The organism is Trichocoleus sp. FACHB-40, from assembly GCF_014695915.1.
Lineage (GTDB): Bacteria > Cyanobacteriota > Cyanobacteriia > Cyanobacteriales > FACHB-T130 > Funiculus > Funiculus sociatus.
The window spans coordinates 58179-79538 of the sequence record NZ_JACJPF010000035.1 but is presented as its reverse complement, the minus strand read 5'-3'; the positions used below and the strand labels follow the sequence as shown (position 1 = coordinate 79538).

The window sequence follows — 21360 nt, the reverse complement described above, 5'->3', positions numbered from 1 at the left end:
CATTGTGCTTTACTTGTTGATGTGGGCGATAGTATCTCAAAAAAAATATCCAGAGATAGATCAAGTCAAAGACGCATCTTCTGTAGAAAAAGGGACGGGTGAGGTATAACTGGAAATCCCATCTCAGGGAGAGTCAGGAGAATAAAGTAGATGTCATTTATTAGAAAATACCCGCTTGCTACCTTCTTTATTTTGGTTTATGCGATCGCATGGTTAGTTTGGGGTAGCAAAATCGCCGCAACCTTCGGCTGGATTTCCTTCCAACTCCCCGAAAACTTAGCCTTCTTTGGCATTAGCATATCAGCAGTGATGATTAGCGCGATCGCAGACGGAAAAGCTGGAATTAACAGATTCTTTAGCCGACTGATGAGGTGGCGTGTCAGCGGGAAATGGTACGCGATCGCTTTCCTCATACCAGCTGGCATTAGTCTAGCAGCAATTGGTCTTCACATCCTGTTGGGCGGGAATCATCAAATCGCCACCATAATTCCATTGCAAGGAATATTACCCTTATTCATGGAACAAATCATCATCCATCTGTTAACTGAAGAACCTGGGTGGAGGGGATTTGCTTTACCAAGATTTCAGGAAAATTTTACCGCCTTATGGGCCAGTTTCATCCTGGGTTTAAGCTGGGGAATATGGCACTTTCCCTTATTTCTCATCCCAGGAACACCTCAAGCTAGTATCCCCTTTGTAGGTTTCCTTCTTTCCACGATAGCGATCGCGATTCTGATGACGTGGATCTACAACCACACAAAAGGCAGCGTATTACTCGCCGCATTCTTCCACGCTGCCTATAATACTACACTTGTCTTCTTTGGCACACTGTGGGGAGATTTGCGAGTCTTCTGGTTCTACGTCGCCGTCACCTGGATAGCAGCGATTTTCGTTGTGATCATAGAAGGCGCAGCACATCTCGATCGTAAAAAGACACTGACAGCCACCTGAAGTTATCCCCTCTCTGCGCCCTCAGCGCCTCGGCGGTTCGTTTCCCCCATCCCCTTCAGTAGCAACCGTGTCTCCCCTGCTACCTTTTTGTAACAATTTCTGTAACAGGACAACTACTAGCATCCTATCGCGTCTAAATTCAGACAAAGACATGGCTAATCCTGCCATCAACAGGCAATGCTACTAAAAGATATCCGAGACTACCAAATTCTCTTTCTAACCTCATTTCTTGTCTTAGGAATTTCGACAAGAGACTGGACGCTACGACTAGATTTAATTTTAGTTGTAATAGTGACTTGCCTAGTTACTCAGTGGCTAGCAACATCCATCAAACAAAACCTACTCAAAGAAACTGAATCAACAACCAATGCTCCCGTCAAATCTTCATTTCGCAGTGCTTTAATTACAGCTTTAGGTTTAAGTTTGCTGCTAAGAGCTGATAATTACACCACAATGATTTTAGCAGGCTCATTAGCAATTTTTAGTAAATTTATTTTTCAAACTCATAACAAACATTTTTTCAATCCTGCCAATTTTGGTATTATTTCAGTTCTCATTTTAACACCCGATGCCTGGGTTTCCCCTGGACAGTGGGGGGATGATTGGTGGTATGCCTTGTTATTTGCAGGAACCGGAGGCATGATATTAAAACGAGTCGGACGATGGGACACAACCGCTGCTTTTTTAGGTTCCTATGCCCTTTTAGAAGCGATTCGCAATCTTTGGCTTGGCTGGACATGGGACGTATTTTTCCATCGTTTAACCAGTGGTTCTTTACTGCTGTTTGCCTTGTTTATGATTACAGATCCTCGGTCAATTCCCAACGCCAGAATCAGCCGCTTAATATGGGCTATTTCCATCGCTGTATTAACCTTTATTCTGCGAAATCATTTTTTTGTTTCTACCGCAGTTTTCTGGGCTTTATTTGCTCTGGCACCCTTAACTGTAATTTGGGATTTAGTTTGGAAAGCGCCCAGATTCTCGTGGTGGAATTCAGCAAATAAACCTGAAAATGCTGAACCTGAGCAGTATATACAAGCGTGAAGTCTTACTAAAATAAAAGAGGTGACAATGAAATTATTTCGGATTTTCAAAACCTTACTTATAACTTGTCTAGCGGTTATTTGCTTTGCGCCTACAGCCTGGGCATTTTGTGGATTTTATGTCGCTAAAGCAGATACCAAATTATACAACAAAGCTTCTCAAGTAGTGATTGCGCGGAGTGGCGATCGCACTGTTTTAACTATGGCGAATGACTATCAAGGAGATGTTAAAGACTTCGCCTTAGTTGTCCCCGTTCCCACGGTACTTAAAAAAGACCAAGTTCGCGTTGGCGAACCCAAAATTATCGAACGTTTAGATGCTTTTAGTGCGCCGCGGCTGGTAGAATATTTTGACGAAGATCCGTGTAATCCTGTCATGTATGCTCCAAGACCTGTATCAAGAGCAGCGATGGAACCTGGCGCAGCAAGGGGAAATAGAGACGAAAGCACTTTAGGTGTCACGGTAGAAGAACGTTTTACAGTCGGAGAATATGACATTGTAATCCTCAGCGCCAGAGAATCTAATGGTTTAGAAACTTGGCTAAATCGCAACGGTTATCGCATTCCCAAAGGTGCTAAACAACTGCTGCAACCATACATCCGACAAAACATGAAATTCTTCGTTGCTAAAGTCAACTTAGGAGAATTTGAAAAGTCTGGGACTCAATTTCTGCGACCTTTGATGATGGCTTATGAATCTCCTAAATTCATGTTGCCGATTCGTCTAGGCATGATTAATTCTACTAGCGAACAAGACTTAATTGTTTATGTCTTATCGCCAAAAGGTCAGGCAGAAGTTACCAACTACCGGACAGTCAAAGTTCCCTCGGATGCTGAAATACCAGTATACGTTAAAAATGACTTTGCTAATTTCTACAAATCTATGTTCAAAAACGCATACAATCGGGAAAATCAAAAAGTTGCTTTTCTCGAATATGCGTGGGATATGGGTAGCTGCGATCCGTGTTCTGCGGAACCATTAAATCCAGAAGAACTGAAGAAAGCTGGTGTATTTTGGCTAGATAACTACCCTTCGGGTATCCAGCAGTCAGCGCCCTTCCGGAGAGGCATTGTTCCCTCCAGTAATGTTTTTATTACTCGTCTCCACGTCCGCTATACCCGCGATAAGTTTCCGGAAGATTTGATGTTCCAAGAAACATCAAATCGCCAAAATTTCCAGGGTCGCTATATCCTCCGCCATGCTTTTACAGGGGAAGTTAAATGTCAAGCAGGACAACAATATAAAAAGTCTTTGGCTGGACGATTTGAACAAGAAGCGCAAACTTTAGCGAAGCTTACAGGGTGGAATATTCAGGATATTCGGAAGAAAATGCCTGTGGCACAAAGCAGTTCTAGACCTTGGTGGCAAAATATTTTCCCTTGACACTTAAAGTGTCATAACTTTACATTTCTGTTAAATAAGCAGGTTTTTTATGAAGCTTCCGTGAAGATGGGGCGTCTTAAAACCTGCTTATTAGCTTCATAGGGTTGTCTTAACGTGCGATCGCTACTGTGTGAGGAATAACGAAAGCTAAGTACAAACACGGTTGCTATGAAGATCCAGAAAGCTCTAATTTCCCGGTTCGATCGCCTTTTATCCGGAGGATTGCTGACAGCAGGGATAATGGGAGCGATCGCGATCGCGTCTGGGTCAGCCCAAGCCACCACCCCCCGCTTTGCCACATTCAACGCCTCACTAAACCGCAACGGTGAAGGTCAACTAATTACCGATTTGTCAACCCCCGACAACGTACAGGCAAAGACCGTTGCCGAAATCATCCAACGAGTCAACCCTGACGTGCTGTTAATCAATGAATTCGACTATGTAGAAGGCGGTACAGCAGCCCAACTATTTCAAAATAACTACCTTTCAGTTAGCCAGAATGGTGCTTCCCCCACTGAATATCAATATCGCTACGTTGCACCATCCAACACTGGCATACCTTCCGGATTTGACCTAGACAACAATGGCACAGTCGGCGGCCCAAACGATGCCTATGGCTTCGGATTCTTCCCCGGTCAGTATGGCATGGCGTTGTACTCCAAGTACCCAATTTTAGAAGAAAGCATCCGCACCTTCCAAACCTTCCTGTGGAAAGATATGCCGGGAGCCTTACTTCCCGACAACCCAGCGACACCCGAACCCAATGACTGGTACTCGGAAGCAGAACTTGAGGTAGTTCGTCTCTCCTCCAAGAGTCACTGGGATGTCCCAATTAATGTTAACGGAGAGATTGTTCACGCCCTCCTTAGCCATCCTACCCCCCCAGTATTTGACGGACCCGAAGACCGCAACGGTAGGCGGAATTTTGATGAAATTCGCTTTTGGGCAGACTATATCACACCCGGAGAAGGCGATTACATCTACGACGATCAGCGCACCTTTGGAGGACTTAGTGCTGATTCAAGCTTTGTCATTATGGGCGACCAAAATTCAGATCCTTTTGATGGCGATAGCTTACCCGGTGCAATACAGCAATTGCTGGATAATCCGCTTGTCAATACCAGTGTCACTCCTACCAGCGAAGGCGGCCCAGAACAGGCAATTTTGCAAGGCGGTGCTAATCTAACCCATAAAAGCAACCCAGCATTTGATACAGCTGACTTTGCTGATGGTACACCCGGTAATTTGCGCGTAGATTACGTTTTGCCATCGCAGGATTTAGAGATTGTTGATGCAGCTGTATTCTGGCCTAAGAGCAGCGATCCCTTGTTTCCTCTAGTGGGGACGTTCCCCTTCCCCAGTTCCGATCATCGCCTGGTGTGGGCTGATGTTAAGGTGGCTGATGATAGCGTCAGCGTACCTGAACCTTCCGCTACTCTGGGAATTTTCAGCCTTAGCATTCTAGGGATAATTGGTAATTCCCGCCGTCGCCGCAAACCGATTGTTTGAGTTAGCGTAGCTTAGGTTGGGTTTCGTTCCTCAACTCAACACCCATAAGCATTGGTTGGGTTTCCCCACGGTAATCCCAACCTAGAAATATTCTTAAGTGAACCGTATTGTTCTCTAAGATGCTTCTCTTTCCAGCAGCAAAGTAACAGGGCCATCATTCTCAATTGCTACCTGCATCATCGCCCCAAATTCACCAGTTTCTACTGGCACACTTTGGCGCAATTTCTCAACAAACTGTTCGTAAAGCTTTCTGGCAACATCTGGTGCAGCTGAACGGTCGAAGGAAGGGCGGCGACCTTTGCGACAATCTCCGTAGAGGGTGAACTTGCTAATTACTAACAGTTCGCCCCCGATTTCTTGAATTGATTTTTCCCAGCGTCCCGTCCCATTTTCCTCATCTGGAAATAAGCGTAATTCCAGACATTTTCGCGCTATCCAGTCAAGTTCTGCTTCGGTATCCGTATCGGCAATGGCTACGAGTAAGTTAAGTCCTCGCCCAATTTTGCCGATAACTTTACCTGCAACCTCAACTTGAGATGATTTAACTCGCTGAACGACAACGCGCATAATTAGTCATTAGTCATTACATCTGTAGGGACATGGCATTGCCATGTCCCTACCAAACGTTAGAATCGCAATGTATTCGACCCAACTGAGAAACGCTATAAACTATTAACCATTAGCAATTAGCTGATGACTAAAAGCTACTTTCCGAACCCTTTGCCACGACTTGCAGAGGGGAGACAGACACATTTCTGGATTTGGTCGCGCAGGGTTTCTTTATCTAAATCCTGACCAATCAGCACCAGCTGGGTTTTCGGTTGACCTTTCCAATCTTCATCCTCAATACTAAAGCGCTTGCCGCAGAGGTGGAAAATATGCCGTCTGGGGCTTTCGTCAAACCAAAGAATCCCTTTGGCACGGAAGACGGTAGAAGGCAATTGATTATCTAAGAAATTTTGGAACTTCTTGATAGCAAAAGGCTTGTCGCTTTCAAAGGAAATTGAGGTAAACCCGTCATTTTCCAGGTGGTGCGAGTGGTGGTGATGGTCGTGGTCGTGGTCATGAGTGCAAACATCATGTTCATGATCGCAAGCACTATGATCGTGATGGTCGTGATGATCGTGATGGTCGTGGTCGTGGTGGTCGTGTTCCGATTCAACCTCTAAATACCTGTCAGACTCAAACAAACCGACGCTGAGAATCAAAGGCAATGACACCTGTGCGCGTGCGGTTCGCAGAATTCTGGCATCAGTTTTCATGTCCCGAATTCTAACTTCCAGCGAATCCAAGTCAGCTTCATCTACCAAATCTGCTTTGTTTAGTAGAATAATATCACCATAGGTAATCTGGCTGGTGGCGGCTTCGCTGTTGAACAAATCGAGACTGAAATTTTCTGAATCTACCACCGTGATAATAGAATCCAGGCGGGTCATGTCTCGCAGTTCCGTCCCCAAAAAGGTCAGTGCAACTGGCAAAGGATCTGCGAGTCCGGTTGTTTCGACTACCAGATAATCTATTTTGTCTTCGCGTTCCAGAACTTTGTAAACTGCCTCAACCAAATCGTTATTAATGGTGCAGCAGATACAACCGTTACTCAACTCCACCATATCTTCTCCGGTGGTGACAATCAGTTCATTGTCAATGCCGATTTCACCAAATTCATTGACCAGAACAGCGGTTTTCACGCCTTCCTGATTGCTTAAGATGTGGTTGAGGAGCGTGGTCTTGCCGCTGCCAAGGAAACCTGTAATGATCGTGACAGGCAAGCCGTGTTTCGGGGAATCGATTGCTGGGGATTGGTCAGGTTTAACTGCTGGTTGCATAACGCGACTGTCGAAAAGGTCAGAAAATGGAACTTGTAAAGATCGGCAGGGCATTGAATGCAGATATTTGCATCCCTGCTACCCTCCTTTATTATGGCTTGTTACACGGCCTGGAAAATAACGAAGCTGATAAGATGCCGATGCCGTTTAACATGGAGGCAAGCGATCGCTGGTGTTAACCCTCCAATTTTACAGATGCGATGATATATTGCGTCTCTACGGCTACACAAACAAAAATCATCTGCGCTGACTACAATCTAATTCAAAGTTTATGACCCTATCACTCTACAACACCCTAACCCGTCGTAAGGAATCCTTTGAACCCGTGGAACCTGGTAAAGTCGGGATGTACTACTGCGGCGTAACGGTGTACGATTACTGCCACTTGGGTCATGCTAGAGCTTGTATCGTTTGGGATGTGACGCGCCGCTATTTGCAATTTCGCGGCTATGATGTGCGCTACGTACAGAATTTTACTGATATTGATGACAAAATCCTCAATCGAGCCAGGCTTGAGGGTTCAACGATGGAGGAAGTCGCAGAACGCTATATCCAAGCTTATTTTGAGGATATGGCGCGGCTGAATATCCAAGAAGCTGATGAATATCCCCGCGCTACTCATACGATAGATGGAATTAAGCGGCTGATTCACGAGTTGGAACAGAAAGATTTTGCTTATCCTTCGGCTGGCGATGTCTACTATGCAGTTCGTGAATTTCCGGAGTATGGCAAGCTTTCGGGACGCAAGTTAGAAGATATGCAGGCTGGCGCGAGTAATCGGGTTGAGGTGGAACCGGAAGCGTCTAAGAAAAAAGACCCGTTTGATTTTGCTTTGTGGAAGGCTGCTAAACCGGGGGAACCTGCTTGGGAGTCGCCTTGGGGTGATGGTCGTCCGGGATGGCATATTGAATGCTCAGCTATGGTGCGCGATCGCTTGGGCGAAACTATAGATATCCACGCTGGCGGTGCTGACTTAATTTTCCCCCACCACGAGAACGAAATTGCCCAATCGGAAGCGGTAACTGGCAAGCCGTTAGCGAACTACTGGCTGCATAACGGGATGGTGACGGTCAATGGGGAGAAGATGTCTAAGTCTCTGGGCAACTTTATCACCATTCGCGAGTTACTCGATCGAGGGGTCGATCCAATGGCGGTGCGGCTATTTGTTCTTACAGCTCAATACCGCAAGCCGATTGATTTTACCGATGAAGCAATTCAGGCGGCAACTAACGGTTGGCATACGCTCGAAGAAGCTCTGCTGTTTGGCTATATGTGGGGATCGCATCGATTACTTAATTGGGTAACTGACATAAATTCAGATTCCAGCAACTTGGCAATGTTAGACTCCGATGCTGTAGAGCGATTCCAGACAGCAGTTGATGATGACTTGAATTTTCCAGGTGGTCTAGCAGTTCTGTTTGAATTGGCTAAGAATCTACGTCGTGAGAGAAATCTCCTCTCCCATGTAGAGCGAATAGATACTCCTTCACAAGTGTTACAGCGGCAGTGGCGCACGCTCGTCCACTTAGCGCAAGTCTTAGGGTTAGAAGTCCGCGAACCAATTGCCCTAAGTGCAACCACCCGAACAGACAACTCAAAAGCTAGCTTACAGGCTGTAGTAAAGCATGGTTTAAGCGATGCAGACATTGAGGCGATGATTCAGCAGAGACAGGAAGCGAGGATTGGGAAAAATTTTGCTGAGAGCGATCGCATTCGCAACGAACTAGCTGCCCAAGGCATTACCCTAATTGATAGGCCAGAGGGTACGCGCTGGCACCGCAGCTAGAGATTGGGGATTGGGGATTGGGAAGAGCAAAAAATCTTACCTAGTCCCTAGCTCCCAATACCTTTGTCAATGCGTAAATTTAAAAATAGAAATTTTATTGACAATCCTCAAGTTGAAACAAATTGTGTTTTGGTTTTGCGATCGCGATCGTGTGGTTCAAAAAGACTTTTCATATCAGGCCCAGAGGGGATAATCCCGCCTGGATTGAGTGGAAATAGATTGCCGTAGTAATCCCGCTTCACAGCGTCTATATCACAGGTGTCAGCAACACCGGGAAGTTGATATAAATCGCAAAGGTAGGCACCGAGATTTTCATAGTCTTTAATTCTCTTGCGGTTGCACTTGAACAGCCCGTAATACACAGCATCAAAGCGGAACAGCGTAGTAAACAAACGCACATCTGCTAGTGTCACCTTGTCCCCGCACACATATCGACTTGTCGCCAGCACTGCGTCAATCTCATCTAGGGCGACAAATAGCTCATCGCAGGCTTTTTCATAAGCCGCTTGTGACTGAGCAAAGCCGCAACGGTACACGCCATTATTCACAGCATCGTAAATTTTGTCGTTCCAAAGGTCAATGGTTTCTTTGAGTTCTTCTGGGTAGAGATTCAGTTCGGGATGTTTACTAAACTCATTAAACGCTGAGTTCAGCATCACAATAATCTCTGCACTCTCGTTGTTGACGATGGTTTTTGTTTGTTCGTCCCAGAGAACCGGAACCGTGCAACGCCCGCTATAACCTGGTTGCGCCAACTGATACAACTCTGGTAAGGTGTCGCAACCTTCGTGGGGGTCGTCTAATACCCAGATGCCCGCATCAGAGGAAGGGGAAGCGATGGACACGCTGATCACATCTTCCAGTTTCTTAAGCGATCGCGCAACTAATGTACGATGCGCCCAAGGGCATCCCAACCCCACAAAAAGGCGGTAACGTCCTGCGGCTGGCTGGTATAAATTACCTTCCTCAGTCCCGACAAAATGCCGAAACTGACTCTTAGGGCGGACGTACTCGCCCGATTTCTGAGATGGGGCAAGCTGAGACATCATCAGATGCCAGATTGTCGTCCAGACAAACTTTCCGAGTTTAACAATTATTCCCGGAGGAAGGGACTTACTTTTTTTGTTAATTCCAACAGTGGTTTGTGACATGATGCTCAAGAACGTATCGGGAGAATACAGAAAATCTTAAACTCGGTGTGTTATTTCAATTTGGTAATCATCCCTAATCTTCTTGAGAGGAAATTGCACAAATTTTGCATCACCTGTCAGCTTCCAATCAAACTTTTGCAGCAAATTAGAGGCAAATATCTTAGTAACAACCATCGCCAACTGCGCCCCTAAACAAGCGTGTACGCCGCCACCAAAGGGGATGAACTCATACATTTTACCTTCATTGCGAGGGGGCAGGAATCGCTCTGGAGAAAATACCTCCGGTTCGTGAAAGTATTCTGGCATGATATGTGCAATTCGCGGTTCTGCCATCACAGAACAGCCCTGTTTATACAGCACCCCATCCAGTACCACAGACTTAGTGAGTCGGCGGTTGGCAGTAGAACTAGGAGGTAGCGTGCGTAGCGTTTCTTTAATGGTTGCCTCTAGGAATACCATCTGCTTGAGATGTTCGGGTAAGAACGTGCTGATATTGCTTTGTTTGCCCATCACTTCAGTTTGTTCTTCCCGCAGCCGCTGTAGTACCTGCGGGTCGTGTCCAAGCTGGTATATCAGGGAAGCAACCAGCCCCGAAATTTCATAGTGTGAAGCCCACAACTGTAGCAGACACTGGTTTTCAATCAAGGCATCGCTAAAGACTCCATCCGGGTTTTCTTCCTGACTGGCTAGCATCATTGATAGGAAGTCTACTGTGGGGTCAAGGACTCCGCCCTGTGTCCGCCGTCGTCGTACAACTGCACCCATGAAGTCAATTAGCCTTGCGCGTGCTTTCCATCCCCTGCCGTAGGCTGTAAAGGGTGACTTCCACTTCAACAAGCCATAGAAACCATCAAAAAAGGTCTTGTACAACGCCTTTAGTTCGGCTTTGGAGGATACAGGTAGTCCCTCAAAAGTGGTTGGGTCGGCGTCATTCAAGCTGACTCCCAGCAGCAGGGGGACGAGTACATCAAAGCAAATCTTCTCCACTGCTGGGTACAGTGCCATTTTACTAGGGGTGGGCCACTCGGAAATGCCTAGTAAAATGGCACTCTCAATCGCCGGCGCATATCTCTCAAGTACCTGACCAGTCAGTCCGGGACGCAGTGCGCTTTTGCGCTGGCGATGCAAATCGGGACGCTGAAACAGACTGTACTCGCCAAACATATCCATCGTGGTCGCTGGCAAAGCAATTTCTGTGTATTTCAAGTCCCCATTAAATGTCATTTGAGTAGCTTTAGCTGAACCCACAAAGATAGTAGTGCCACCAAAGACACTGGTGTTAAAAATGGCACCGTACTTTTCTAGATTTTGGCGACAGAAGCGATCCGGATTGGCAATGTAATTTAATGTGTCTAACCACCTTGGCTTTCGAGGTGGGGCGATCGCATCTTTTGGTGGTGCTTGTCCTTCCTCTAGTACCAGTACCTCGTCGATATCTTGGTTCATAACTATGCAAGCTGTGTCATGTTAGATGCAGTTGAGAATCTCTATAGGAACCACCTGCACTATTTGGCTAAAACCTGCCGCAGTGCTTCCAAAAGTCGATCTACACTTTCTGGGCGACTGTTAAAGCCCATCAAACCCACACGCCAGACTTTACCAGCCAGTTCGCCTAATCCGCCCCCAATTTCTATATTGTGTTCCATCAGCAGCTGACGCGCGATCGCCTTCCCATCCAAACCTTCTGGAATGCAAACAGTAGTAAGCGTAGGCAAACGAAACTCTCGTTCAACGTGCATGGTGAGTCCTAAATCTTCTAACCCCTCCCAAAGATACTCAACATTCTTTTGGTGACGCATCCAGCAATTTTCTATTCCTTCTTCGGCAATCAAACGCAGCGCTTCCCGCAGAGCATAGTACAAGTTAATCGGGGCAGTGTGGTGATAAGTGCGTTCTTGACCCCAATACTTACTCAACAACGTCATATCCAGATACCAGTTAGCCACTTTAGTGCGACGTTGTTGCATTTTCTCAACCGCACGGGGACTCATTGTAAACGGCGAAGCACCGGGCGGACAACCTAACCCTTTCTGGCTGCAACTATAAGCTAGGTCAACCTTCCACTCATCCAGAAACAAGGGAACACCACCCAAACTGGTGACTGTATCCACCAACAGCAGACAGTCAAATTCACGACAGAGGTCGCCGACTCCTTCCAATGGTTGACGCGCCCCGGTGGATGTCTCAGCATTAACTAAAGCCAGGATAGCAGGGCGATGAGTTTCCAAGGCGGTGCGGAGTTCGTCTAGGGCGAACACTTGTCCCCAAGGTTTAGTAATGGTTCGCACATCGGCACCATAGCGTCCGGCCATATCAACAAGACGGTTGCCGAAGTAACCATTTACACCAACTAGAACCACATCACCCGGTTCAGTAACATTGGCTATGGTTGCTTCCATTGCGGCGGTTCCCGTACCGCTTACTGCAATGGTGAGTGGATTTTCCGTTTGCCAAACATAGCGCAGCAAGGTCTGGATTTCGTCCATCAGTCCCAGGAATGCTGGGTCGAGGTGTCCCACAGGCGGGGTATTCATCGCCTGAAGTACGGCGGGATGGGCATTTGAAGGCCCTGGCCCCAGTAGCAGACGAGTTGGTATTTTTAAAGGGGCGAGTTGCAGTCGAGTCGTGTTGTTAATGGAGGATGTTAGCATTATTTATTCTTGGGTTAATCGAGCGAGCAATAACTTAGAGTTTAAAGTTAGCTGGGTGCAAGTAAGTAGATCAATCTAATTATTTGTAGGATTGCAGGATAGGTAGAGCTTTATCGTTACCCACCAAACCCTTACCAATATTGGGTTTCGCATCCCAGGGGACTCTCAATCGGATGACTGCTGACTATCGGCAAAAATTGCAGCAAGTCGCCAATCTTCCAGCCGTCGGTAGTATCGGTTTATTTACACAAGGACTGGAACTTGTGCAGTTAGCATGGTTAAACGCAGCTAAATGTCATTAATCATCTTTCAAAAATTGAAGCCTTGCCGTTACTGTAAATTTGGAGTGTTTTGGATTTTAGATATTCTCTTGCTGAATTATCCTGCTTGAGGTAAGCATCCCAGAAAGCAATACTTGCGCTCTGAAGGTAAGTATGAATATCATTTATAGCTTGTATTTCTAATTTGGATATTTCTGTGCTGCGTTTGTAATCATTATAGGAAGAGTGATCAGCATTTTGAATAAGAGTATGATATTTATTGCCTGGAGGCATATATTTAAAAGGTTCCAACCTCCACGATTTAGGTTTTCCTTTTCCTCCTGTTTCCTTGGTTCCACTTACTGTCATTACAGGCGCTTGAATTTCATTCCAAGAGCTTTTAGTTAAACCATAAGTACCACTTCCTTGAGAAGATATCCCTAAAAAGGCGCAGGCGCGCTCGTCTTGAAAAGTAATATTTGGCTGTTGGGGTATGTCCACTAACGCGCCAGCAATCAATATTGCTGTGTAAGCACCATAGGAATGACCGGAGACACCTATGCGGGAGTAGTCTATTTTTTGGGTTAATGGGGGAATATTGCCTTCTAGTTGCTTGAGGGAGTCGATGAGGAAGGATATGTCGGCAGCGCGATCGCGCCATTGTTGAGGGTCTTTAGCACTGTTCTCAAGTGCCTCACGTCCACCACTCTGAAACACAGATTTGTCGCTGCCAAAATGAGTTGGATGGATGGAAATATAGCCATGACTAGCCCAGAAGCGCCCCAGGTACGAGAAGGCATTTTTTGACCCTCCCGAACCATGCGAAAAAATAATGACAGGGAATAATCCTGATGCTTGCGGGTAGTAAATTTTAATCGGCACTTGGCGCAAAGCATTAGCGCTATTAGTGTATCGCTCAAGAATGAAATTATTTATGATTCCAACTGGATTTAGTTCTAAAATATTCTTATTCAAGTAAGACACAATAAAACTGGAAAAATAAATTGTAAATTGTTCTTATTACTCGTAGATTGTTCCGTCGGGCATGATTGCCCCTTCTAGTATCACCTGCTTTAAATCTACAGCTCTCAGGTTAGCATTAGTTAAATTTGATTTACTCAAGTCTGCTCCTTTCAAGATTGCCCCGCTTAAATCGGCTCCCTGAAGATTAGCTCCAGACAAATTAACTCCTAAAAGAATTGCTCCAGATAGCTTAGCACCGCACAGATTAGCCTTTGTTAAGTTAGCTTTTGTTAAATTCACCCCAGTCAAATCTACAGCCTGTAAATTAGCTTTTTGGAGTGATACTTCAGGAGCAATTAAGTATGCTCCTGAAGCCATCGGGTCAAAATCTTGGGGAAAGCGAGTAGCTGGGTTATAGACAACTTGCTGTAAGTTGGCTCCGATTAAATTAGCCCCAGTTAGGTCGGCGCGTCTGAGGTCGGCTCCTGTGAGATTAGCGTCGCACAGATTCGCATTTTCCAGCTTAACCGCTTTAAGATTAGCCCTAGTGAGATTGCTTTTACTCAGGTTGGCTGCACTCAAAGATGCCCCACTCAGGTTAGCATTTGGCAAATCTAGCTGTTGCAAATCAACTCCTACAAGGGAAGTACAAGGAGCAATTAAGAACGCTCCCGCTTGATGTGGCTCAAAATCCTGGGGAAATCGCGTCTGCTGGTTGTAACAAGCTCCAACTAGGTTAGCTGTTGCTAAATCGGTACCACTCAAATCAGCATCAGTAAGATTTGCTTGAGCTAAATCAGTCTTTCGTAAACAGGCTCCCACCAAGCAGGCGGCGCGAAGATTAGCTTTGCACAGCTGACTATTGTTGAGATTTGCTTGAGCTAAATTAGCTCCCACTAACTCAGAAAAAGGGGCGATTAAGTATGCTTTAGCAGTATTTGGCTCAAAATCGCTGGGAAACTGAGTTTCCTGGTCGTAGAGAACTTGGGCTAATTCTGCTTGTTGTAGGTTGGCTTGACTCAGGTTGGCTGCTCTGAGGTCTGCTGCAATTAAACTCGCTCCTGCGAGGTTGGCGTGTTGCAGGTTAGCTTCCCTGAGATTGGTTTGATTTAATATTGTGGCGCTGAGGTTAGCGTGTTGCAGGTTAGCCTTGCTGAAGTTGGCTTGACTTAAGTTAGAGGATGCAAGATTGGCTTGTGGGAGATTGGCTGCTGGCAAGTCTACTCCCACTAAATGGACTTTAGGAGCGATTAAGTACGCTCCTGCTGAAATTGGATCGAAGTTTTCCGGGAACTGGGTAGTAGCATCGTAGAAAACTCCTTGAAGGTTTGTCTGTTGCAAGTTAGCTTCTCGCAAAGAAGCTCCACTCAAATTTGCTCCCAGCAGATTTGCTTCTAATAAGAATGCCCCACTCAAAGAAGCCCCATTCAAATTTGCTCGATTCAAAGAAGCCCCATTCAAATTTGCTCGATTCAAAGAAGCCCCATTCAAATTTGCTCGATTCAAGTTGGCCTTAACTAAATTTGCCTCACTTAAATTTGCCCTACATAAATTGGCATTCCTTAGGTCTGCCCAACATAAGATTGTATCAGTCAAATTTGCTTCACTTAGGTCGGCTCTAACTAGATTTGCCTCAATTAGAGCCGACTGACTCAAATTGCTCCCAGTTAGTTTTGCTTCAGCCAAAATCGCCTGACATAGAGTTGCCTGATTCAGAATTGACTCAGTTAAATCCACTTTACTGAGGTCTGCATCATTTAGGTTTGCACCACTTAGATTGACCTTACGAAAATCCCGTTCGCCTAGAGAATATCGTTTCAGTATTACGTTTCTACTGCTATATTCAGGCATTGTTTATCAGAATCGCTGAAACTAAAAAATATGCGAGCGAAATTTTCCTGTTGTGCTAAGGAAGCCAAGACCAGACTTCCACTTGGATGAAGCGGGCAATTGGGCGAGTAAACGCCACAATGACTGGCTTTGTCCCTCCATTCACCTTGGCATAACCAGACATTCCGGTTTTCAAAACTCTCTGGGAATCGGAATTGGCGATTTCCACATTAACCTTGACAACTTGCGTCGCGGGTTGGCTAGGTTCATCGGTAGCAATCGGTTCAATAGAAACTATTTTTCCCCATATAGGTTTATCGGGATATGCTAAAAGCTTAATTTCCACCTGATTGCCAACTGCAAATTCACCTATGTTATCTTCCGGAATCGATATCTGTCCGATAAAGTTACGATCGTTCTCAGCGAGGGCAAACGTATCGCCTTCCTTTAGGTAAGTACCTAGTTTTTGTCCAAGATAAGAAGTGGTTAAATGACCATCAATGGGCATTAGTAGCTTGGTTGTTTTTAGTTGCTCATTAGCATATTTCAATTGTTGTTGTACCCGATTCAGATTAGCGCGAGCAGCTTTAACATCCCGACGAGCAGCTTCTATTTCATCTGGAGGCGCTCCACTCAAAACTACCTGGAGATCGGCTTCTGATTTCTCTACATCTTTTTGCTTCCTAGCAATAATATCGCGCATTGCTTCTGTATTGATGCGGTCTGTTTCCGCCTGTTTTTGTGCCTCTTCCAGTAGTTGTAAAGAATAAGCCCCTTGTTTATATAAACCTTCAAAACGTGCAGCTTGACGAGCGCTAAACTGGGCTTTGGTCATGGCAACTTCTAGCTGCCTTTTAGAAACTTCTACTTCTTGTTTAGCAACTTCTAGTTCTTTTTTTGCCACTTCTACTTCTTGTTTGCTGGGAGTATTTAGCAGTTGATTGACTTTATCTTGCTGCTTTTCTAGAACGGCTTGCTGTTCGTTTACTTGCTGCTGCAATGTTAAGATAGAGTTATTTAGATCGGTTGATTCCATTGTGGCAATTACGGTTCCGGATTTTATCAATTTACCGTTTCCGCCCTCAAAGAATACTTTGGTAATTTTTCCAGAAATTGGAGCTTGAATTTTTGCTTGTGCGGGAGGCATTAACTGAATGGGGCCACCTGGTTTATAGGGGTAGGGCAAGAAAAGGACAATGCCTAAGCCAACAAGAAGTAAAACTTTGACTAAGTGATTAGTTTTGGAACGGGTTTTCTTCGCTATGTGTAAGTGTGCCTTTTCCGGTACATTTACTTCACGATCAACTACGGGAGAGGGATTCGGATTTTTGCCTTTTTGCGTCATCCTTGACCATTTTCTGCTCGTCCAATATAAGGCCATTGATGCGATCGCGCCGATAAAGATGAATCTGGTACTTCTACCAAAAATATCTGGGTAACTTAGTACTAGCCCTTTGGCAGTGGAAAAGACTACTTTTGTCATCAGGTAGAACCAAAAAGATATGATGACCAGCGCATATAGTAGTAAACTCCACCTCTGACCGGAGGATATTGTTGTTGGCAAGGAGCGACCCTGGATTGTAAACATAAAGGTTTGCAAAGCTCGCTGCAACAACTGGGGGGGAAGCTTAAAAAGAAGAACAAAAAATCTATAACCTTCACCCCAAATAGGAAGGATAAGTATCAAGAAGCCAAAAAGACCAGCTTGGGCAAAGAAAAGACCCATCAGCGGCAAGCTTGTTCCTGTTCCATGCGTGCAATACCAAATAAATGTTCCTATAACGAAAAAGAAAAGTCTGGCTAATAAGGGACTTGCAATTGTCCACAATTGCCCTCTACGGCTAAGCTGTCGATAGCCACGTCTATCGTTCTGAAAACGGGGAAGAATGCCAAATCTTAGCTGCAAGGCAAACTCTTTTACTGTTCCACCTAAAGCAGTACAAACTATGCCTTGAATTAGTCTACTGATTATGTTTATTGACATCATGTTAACCAGAATCTTAACAAAGTAAGCTTCCGGTACTGAAAATGTTTTTATGTCTTGCCAAATAGCATATTGTTCTTTAAAATAAATTAAAAGTGCTAAAGGTACGCCCGGAATAAGTAACCAAATTAAAGCTTTAAAAAACCATCCAAAAGGTCGTAATAATTTCGCTACAAATGTGTAAAATGTATCAGGATTAAAAAGTTTCCATCTAAATTCTTTAAGATTTTCTACTTTTTGGGGACGAGGCTTTTGTTTGACTTTTTCTTCCTGGTTTTTCTCTACTGATTCCTTTGAGATATCTGGTTGCCCAAAATCTTCTGTTTCCTGGAATGAAACTAATGAAGAAGATGAAGAAAAAACTGGAGTGTCGCAGGGTTCTAATAAGCCATAGCTGGTTATTTGTTCAGCGAACTGATTAAAATCATTTTCTGTAATTGACAGATCGAAACGACTTTTAAATGCGGCGATTATTTGGGATGTAGTAGAAATTCCATTTATAGATTGACAGAGAAAATATTCCTCTTCTCCAAACTCAAAAGTTTCTCCAGAAATGGGATCTTTGATGAGATGGGTTTTGCTATCTGTTTCTTTATTAGTAGTAAATGTAACGATCAGATCCTGTCGCAGCCGGGTTTGTGATATTTTATACATGTTAAAAAAGCCCTGAATTTCGCTTGCCTTGGGTTACTATGATTTGGACAAATGTTAAAAAGTTGCCGTGTTTATTGGCAATGGTGCAAGTGCAAAGTAATTCTAAGAGCAACAGCAACGTGAGGTTTTAGCCATTGATAATGTAGTACCGAGGTAATGTTATGCCATGCAGGAAGCATCTTTTTTAGCATAACTTATGTTAATTAGTGTATTAGTTTAAACAAGGTTATAATGTAAACTTCCAGATTTCAATGCGGCTCTTTTGTTGCTGTTGATGTTTTGAGCCTATAGAAACTAATATAGCTGGTATAGCTGGGGCGACTCATTCCTGATAGGAATTTTTGAGCGATCGCAAATAAACTTCACCTAAAATTATCGTAGCCGCAACGCCAACGGCACTGAGCAAAGCAGCTTTGCCATCAAAAAGGCTGATGCTGATGGCAATAAAAATTGTTAAGCCGATGTAGGTACTAGCAACTTGACGGTGCGACCAACCAGACTGCTGTAAGCGTTGGTACAGATGGCTGCGGTGCGCTTGAAAGATATTTTCGTGGCGCATCAGACGAAGAATCAAGGTGTAAATGGCATCGGCGGTGAGTGGGGTGGTGATGGCTAAAGCTGACCACGCTTGCACCGGGTCAGAGGTGTTGAGCAGCGCAACAGCTACTGTTGCTCCCAGGACGGTGCTACCAGCATCGCCCATAAAAATTTTAGCAGGCGACCAGTTCCACCAGAGGAAGCCCAAGAGGGCGGCGACGAGGAGAAATAACAGGGGTTGATTTAGGTAAAGTGCTAGAAAACTGAGTTGGACTGCGCTGACACCAGCGACAAGACCATCCAAGCCGTCCATAAAGTTATAAAAATTAATCATGGCGGTGAATGCGATCGCACTCAGAGTTATGCTGGCGATCGCGCCTACAGTGCCAAAATCCAACCAAGGCTGGGGGAAGGTTCCGAAACAAGCTATTGCAACTACAGCAGCGACTAGCTGCACCAGGTAGCGAAGACTCGCCGGAACGCCGCGCCGATCGTCGATGATGCCAATGATAGCGAGAGGGGTGAGAATTAGCCAGACAAAGGTGGGGTTGGGGAAAGCAAAATTGCTTTGTAACGCTGAGGCTAAACTGCTGGTAAGAGCGAAAGCAATTATAAAACCTAAGCCGCCGCCGCGTGGTGTGGGTTGAGTGTGGGAACTGCGTTCGTTAGGAATATCTAAAAAATGTTGACTCAAGCGCTGCTTAATCAAGGCAACAGCAAGCAAGCTAATAATAAAACTGGCAACAAGAAGTGCTAGGTACATCACTTGAATTAAATAATTCCTCGATCGCGTAGTAACTTTACTTCTTGCTGTAAGCCAACGTCCAGAGAGCGCGGGAAAAAGTCAAGCACCCGGACAGCAGTATCATGGGGATAGGTTTTATCTTCTTGCAAGCGCAGAATTTGTTCGCCTCGCACAGGCGATCGCCGTCCCAAGATTTTCTCTAGCGCTGTAGCCGACCAAACTCCTAATTTGAAGGGTAAATTAATTGGGCGAACTGGTTTGCCAAGGTGTTTTTCTACCAAAGCTAGAAGTTCCCGAAAGGTGACGACGCTACCACCGGATAGATCGTAAGCACCTCGAACATCTTGGTTTTCCAAGGCAGACAGGATCGCTTTTGCTAGATCGTGAGCATGGATTGGTTGCAGCAGGCAGTTACCAGAGCCAAAAACGGGAAAGCAGCCGTAGCGATCGCAAAACTTTATCAGCTTGTGCAAGTTCTTATCGCGGTGCGAACCGTAGATCATTGTTGGTCGCAGGAGACAGTAGGAGCCTGGATAATGAGCCAGCTGCTTTTCAATGTTTTTGTAAATATCAGAGTATTGGTTGTATTTGGAATAGATACCAGTGGTACCAATTACGATTAATCTTGGTGTTTGCGTAGTTGTTTGAAGACTATTGAGAATAACAGGGATGTGACGAATTGAGGCGATGTGGATAATTGTGCTGGGGGCGTATTCTGCTAAAATTTCATCCCAGGTTTGGCTGGTGGCGCTATCGCCTACTAAGTATAAAAGATTGAGGTTGAGAAATTTTAGTAGGGAGCGATCGCTACTGTGACGCACTAGACAATGGATTGTCTCACTAGGGTTATTCTTAGCCAACTGCTCCAAAAGCAGAGTACCTGTCAAACCAGTTGCACCTGTCAGAAGTATTTTTATTTTTTCCATACACCTAAATCTTGGTAAGCAAATTGCAGACGCTCAAAAACCATGCGCTCATCATATTTAGATTCAATAAGTTCGCGGCTCGCTTTTCCATAAGATTGTCTGAGTTCAGGGTTTGACAGCAAGATTCTCAAAGCTTCTATTAACTTATCCTGGTCTTCAGGTGGAACAATTAAACCAGTTTTCCCATGCACCACTGCTTCTCTACAACCCCGAATATCTGTAGTGACAATGGGCAAACCCATTGACATAGCTTCCAATATAGAGCGCGGTAGCCCTTCATGGGTGAAGGTAGGCAACGTGAAAATGTCTAATAAACCTAAAAGCTCTGGTGTATCATTTCGGTAGCCAGTGAGGGTAACGTGCTTCTCGATTCCCAAATTGTGTATTAGTTTAACCAATTCTGTTTGAAATTGTTCTGGATCGGTACTGAGCTGACCACCGATCACTAGAATATGCAGGTTAGGAAACTCGGGCAATAGCGACGCTGCGGCTTGAATTAGATATCCACTACCTTTTTTCCGGGTTAAACGTCCAATTGTGCCAATGAGCAAATTAGCGGTATTCGCGATGCCCAAAGATGCCTTTAATTCAGCTTTTGCGGTGGGATTTATCCGAGTGCGTTTAAAGTGATTAATATCTACACCGTTGCTGAGGTGACGCACTTTTTCTGGAGAGCAAAGCCCAAAATTTTGAGCAGTTATAACATCTTCATAACTTTGACTCAAGATTAAGTCTGTTAATAGAGCGCTGAATTTTTCTACGGCAAAGTAGAAGCGGTATTGACTTGGCGAGGAGCGTTCGTAAAACGGAAATCCGTGAGCTGTGTAAACAATACGTTTAACCCCGGCAAGTTTAGCGGCAATTCGACCTAGTACCGCAGCAATTGGGGTATGTACGTGAACTAGATCGTATTGACGCTCTACCATCAGTTTTGTTAGATGATAGATGCTTTTAATATTAGAAAACGGGGCAAGTCGTCGGTCAATCTGGATTGGGTGGATAATGTATCCTTGCGTTCGCAAATTATCTACTTCTAATCCAGCAGAACAAGCTACTTCAACCGATAAATTCTGGGACAATAAATAATTAATCTGAGGTAATAACAAATGTTTAACTGTAAAGCCAACGGCGCAGATATGCAAAACTTTCATTCTTGAAAC

At 44.9% G+C, this 21360-nt stretch carries 18 protein-coding genes; 7 read left to right on the top strand and 11 right to left on the bottom strand.

Annotation, left to right across the window (positions count from 1 at the left end):
* Positions 1-150 precede the first annotated feature (150 nt).
* The 4 genes from H6F63_RS04200 (at position 151) to H6F63_RS04185 (ending at position 4887) form a co-directional block, all read left to right on the top strand.
* Complete coding sequence (locus H6F63_RS04200; protein ID WP_190635165.1) at positions 151-951, top strand: CPBP family intramembrane glutamic endopeptidase; 801 nt, start codon at positions 151-153, stop codon at positions 949-951.
* Positions 952-1128: 177 nt separating this feature from the next.
* Positions 1129-1995, top strand: coding sequence for an RnfABCDGE type electron transport complex subunit D (locus H6F63_RS04195; protein WP_190635163.1), 867 nt, complete (start codon positions 1129-1131; stop codon positions 1993-1995).
* Between the two features lie 27 nt (positions 1996-2022).
* Positions 2023-3378, top strand: coding sequence for a DUF2330 domain-containing protein (locus H6F63_RS04190; protein ID WP_190635161.1), 1356 nt, complete (start codon positions 2023-2025; stop codon positions 3376-3378).
* A 240-nt stretch (positions 3379-3618) separates the two neighbouring features.
* On the top strand, positions 3619-4887 hold the full coding sequence (locus tag H6F63_RS04185) for an endonuclease/exonuclease/phosphatase family protein (protein ID WP_190635269.1): 1269 nt from the start codon (positions 3619-3621) through the stop codon (positions 4885-4887).
* 114 nt (positions 4888-5001) lie between these two features.
* Here H6F63_RS04185 and dtd read toward each other — a convergent pair whose 3' ends face one another.
* Together dtd and H6F63_RS04175 are read right to left on the bottom strand one after the other, a co-directional pair.
* Positions 5002-5454, bottom strand: coding sequence for a D-aminoacyl-tRNA deacylase (dtd, locus tag H6F63_RS04180; protein ID WP_190635159.1), 453 nt, complete (start codon positions 5452-5454; stop codon positions 5002-5004).
* 137 nt (positions 5455-5591) lie between these two features.
* Entirely contained in the window at positions 5592-6713 is a 1122-nt protein-coding gene (locus tag H6F63_RS04175) for a GTP-binding protein (protein ID WP_190635157.1), read from the bottom strand.
* Between the two features lie 26 nt (positions 6714-6739).
* On the opposite strand from H6F63_RS04175, the gene H6F63_RS04170 reads away from it, so the two are divergent.
* Both H6F63_RS04170 and cysS read left to right on the top strand, forming a co-directional pair.
* The gene (locus H6F63_RS04170) at positions 6740-6892 is read left to right on the top strand and encodes a hypothetical protein (protein WP_190635154.1); all 153 of its coding nucleotides are present in this window, start codon (positions 6740-6742) and stop codon (positions 6890-6892) included.
* A 92-nt stretch (positions 6893-6984) separates the two neighbouring features.
* The gene (gene cysS / locus H6F63_RS04165; protein ID WP_190635152.1) at positions 6985-8499 is read left to right on the top strand and encodes a cysteine--tRNA ligase; all 1515 of its coding nucleotides are present in this window, start codon (positions 6985-6987) and stop codon (positions 8497-8499) included.
* Positions 8500-8606: 107 nt separating this feature from the next.
* Here the strand turns inward: cysS and H6F63_RS04160 are convergent, their stop codons facing one another.
* From H6F63_RS04160 to H6F63_RS04150, 3 genes are read right to left on the bottom strand one after another with little or no spacing between them, the layout of a single operon-like run.
* The gene (locus H6F63_RS04160; RefSeq protein WP_190635150.1) at positions 8607-9650 is read right to left on the bottom strand and encodes a glutathione S-transferase family protein; all 1044 of its coding nucleotides are present in this window, start codon (positions 9648-9650) and stop codon (positions 8607-8609) included.
* A gap of 36 nt (positions 9651-9686) precedes the next feature.
* Positions 9687-11096, bottom strand: coding sequence for a cytochrome P450 (locus H6F63_RS04155; protein WP_190635148.1), 1410 nt, complete (start codon positions 11094-11096; stop codon positions 9687-9689).
* A 59-nt stretch (positions 11097-11155) separates the two neighbouring features.
* Positions 11156-12304, bottom strand: a complete 1149-nt coding sequence (locus H6F63_RS04150) for an aminotransferase class V-fold PLP-dependent enzyme (RefSeq protein WP_190635267.1) — start codon at positions 12302-12304, stop codon at positions 11156-11158.
* A 170-nt stretch (positions 12305-12474) separates the two neighbouring features.
* Here H6F63_RS04150 and H6F63_RS30380 point away from each other — a divergent pair, with 170 nt between their 5' ends.
* On the top strand, positions 12475-12603 hold the full coding sequence (locus H6F63_RS30380; protein ID WP_277876338.1) for a hypothetical protein: 129 nt from the start codon (positions 12475-12477) through the stop codon (positions 12601-12603).
* On the opposite strand, the gene H6F63_RS04145 is transcribed toward H6F63_RS30380, so the two are convergent.
* The 6 genes from H6F63_RS04145 to H6F63_RS04120 all read right to left on the bottom strand — a co-directional run bounded on the left by H6F63_RS04145 (position 12604) and on the right by H6F63_RS04120 (position 21351).
* Positions 12604-13545, bottom strand: a complete 942-nt coding sequence (locus H6F63_RS04145) for a hypothetical protein (protein ID WP_190635146.1) — start codon at positions 13543-13545, stop codon at positions 12604-12606.
* A 36-nt stretch (positions 13546-13581) separates the two neighbouring features.
* Positions 13582-15375: a pentapeptide repeat-containing protein gene (locus H6F63_RS04140; protein WP_190635144.1), complete on the bottom strand. Its 1794-nt coding sequence runs from the start codon at positions 15373-15375 to the stop codon at positions 13582-13584.
* Positions 15376-15430: 55 nt separating this feature from the next.
* A complete protein-coding gene (locus H6F63_RS04135; RefSeq protein WP_190635142.1) occupies positions 15431-17992 on the bottom strand; it encodes an efflux RND transporter periplasmic adaptor subunit in 2562 nt (853 codons plus the stop codon).
* A 322-nt stretch (positions 17993-18314) separates the two neighbouring features.
* Positions 18315-19292: a glycosyltransferase family 4 protein gene (locus tag H6F63_RS04130; RefSeq protein ID WP_190635140.1), complete on the bottom strand. Its 978-nt coding sequence runs from the start codon at positions 19290-19292 to the stop codon at positions 18315-18317.
* Positions 19293-19300: 8 nt separating this feature from the next.
* Complete coding sequence (locus H6F63_RS04125) at positions 19301-20200, bottom strand: NAD-dependent epimerase/dehydratase family protein (protein ID WP_190635138.1); 900 nt, start codon at positions 20198-20200, stop codon at positions 19301-19303.
* On the bottom strand, positions 20188-21351 hold the full coding sequence (locus tag H6F63_RS04120) for a glycosyltransferase family 4 protein (RefSeq protein ID WP_190635136.1): 1164 nt from the start codon (positions 21349-21351) through the stop codon (positions 20188-20190). The genes H6F63_RS04125 and H6F63_RS04120 overlap by 13 nt, the downstream gene beginning before the upstream one ends.
* Positions 21352-21360: the final 9 nt, after the last annotated feature.

Excerpts from the sequence above, each read along its gene's own strand:
- H6F63_RS04200 (WP_190635165.1), top strand. The coding sequence starts at position 151 with ATGTCATTTATTAGAAAATACCCGCTTGCTACCTTCTTTATTTTGGTT.
- H6F63_RS04130 (WP_190635140.1), bottom strand. The coding sequence starts at position 19,292 with ATGTACCTAGCACTTCTTGTTGCCAGTTTTATTATTAGCTTGCTTGCT.
- H6F63_RS04160 (WP_190635150.1), bottom strand. The coding sequence starts at position 9,650 with ATGTCACAAACCACTGTTGGAATTAACAAAAAAAGTAAGTCCCTTCCT.
- H6F63_RS04185 (WP_190635269.1), top strand. The coding sequence starts at position 3,619 with ATGGGAGCGATCGCGATCGCGTCTGGGTCAGCCCAAGCCACCACCCCC.
- cysS (WP_190635152.1), top strand. The coding sequence starts at position 6,985 with ATGACCCTATCACTCTACAACACCCTAACCCGTCGTAAGGAATCCTTT.
- H6F63_RS04155 (WP_190635148.1), bottom strand. The coding sequence starts at position 11,096 with ATGAACCAAGATATCGACGAGGTACTGGTACTAGAGGAAGGACAAGCA.
- H6F63_RS04175 (WP_190635157.1), bottom strand. The coding sequence starts at position 6,713 with ATGCAACCAGCAGTTAAACCTGACCAATCCCCAGCAATCGATTCCCCG.
- H6F63_RS04190 (WP_190635161.1), top strand. The coding sequence starts at position 2,023 with ATGAAATTATTTCGGATTTTCAAAACCTTACTTATAACTTGTCTAGCG.
- H6F63_RS04170 (WP_190635154.1), top strand. The coding sequence starts at position 6,740 with ATGGAACTTGTAAAGATCGGCAGGGCATTGAATGCAGATATTTGCATC.
- H6F63_RS04135 (WP_190635142.1), bottom strand. The coding sequence starts at position 17,992 with ATGTATAAAATATCACAAACCCGGCTGCGACAGGATCTGATCGTTACA.
- H6F63_RS04140 (WP_190635144.1), bottom strand. The coding sequence starts at position 15,375 with ATGCCTGAATATAGCAGTAGAAACGTAATACTGAAACGATATTCTCTA.
- H6F63_RS30380 (WP_277876338.1), top strand. The coding sequence starts at position 12,475 with ATGACTGCTGACTATCGGCAAAAATTGCAGCAAGTCGCCAATCTTCCA.
- dtd (WP_190635159.1), bottom strand. The coding sequence starts at position 5,454 with ATGCGCGTTGTCGTTCAGCGAGTTAAATCATCTCAAGTTGAGGTTGCA.
- H6F63_RS04195 (WP_190635163.1), top strand. The coding sequence starts at position 1,129 with ATGCTACTAAAAGATATCCGAGACTACCAAATTCTCTTTCTAACCTCA.
- H6F63_RS04120 (WP_190635136.1), bottom strand. The coding sequence starts at position 21,351 with ATGAAAGTTTTGCATATCTGCGCCGTTGGCTTTACAGTTAAACATTTG.
- H6F63_RS04125 (WP_190635138.1), bottom strand. The coding sequence starts at position 20,200 with ATGGAAAAAATAAAAATACTTCTGACAGGTGCAACTGGTTTGACAGGT.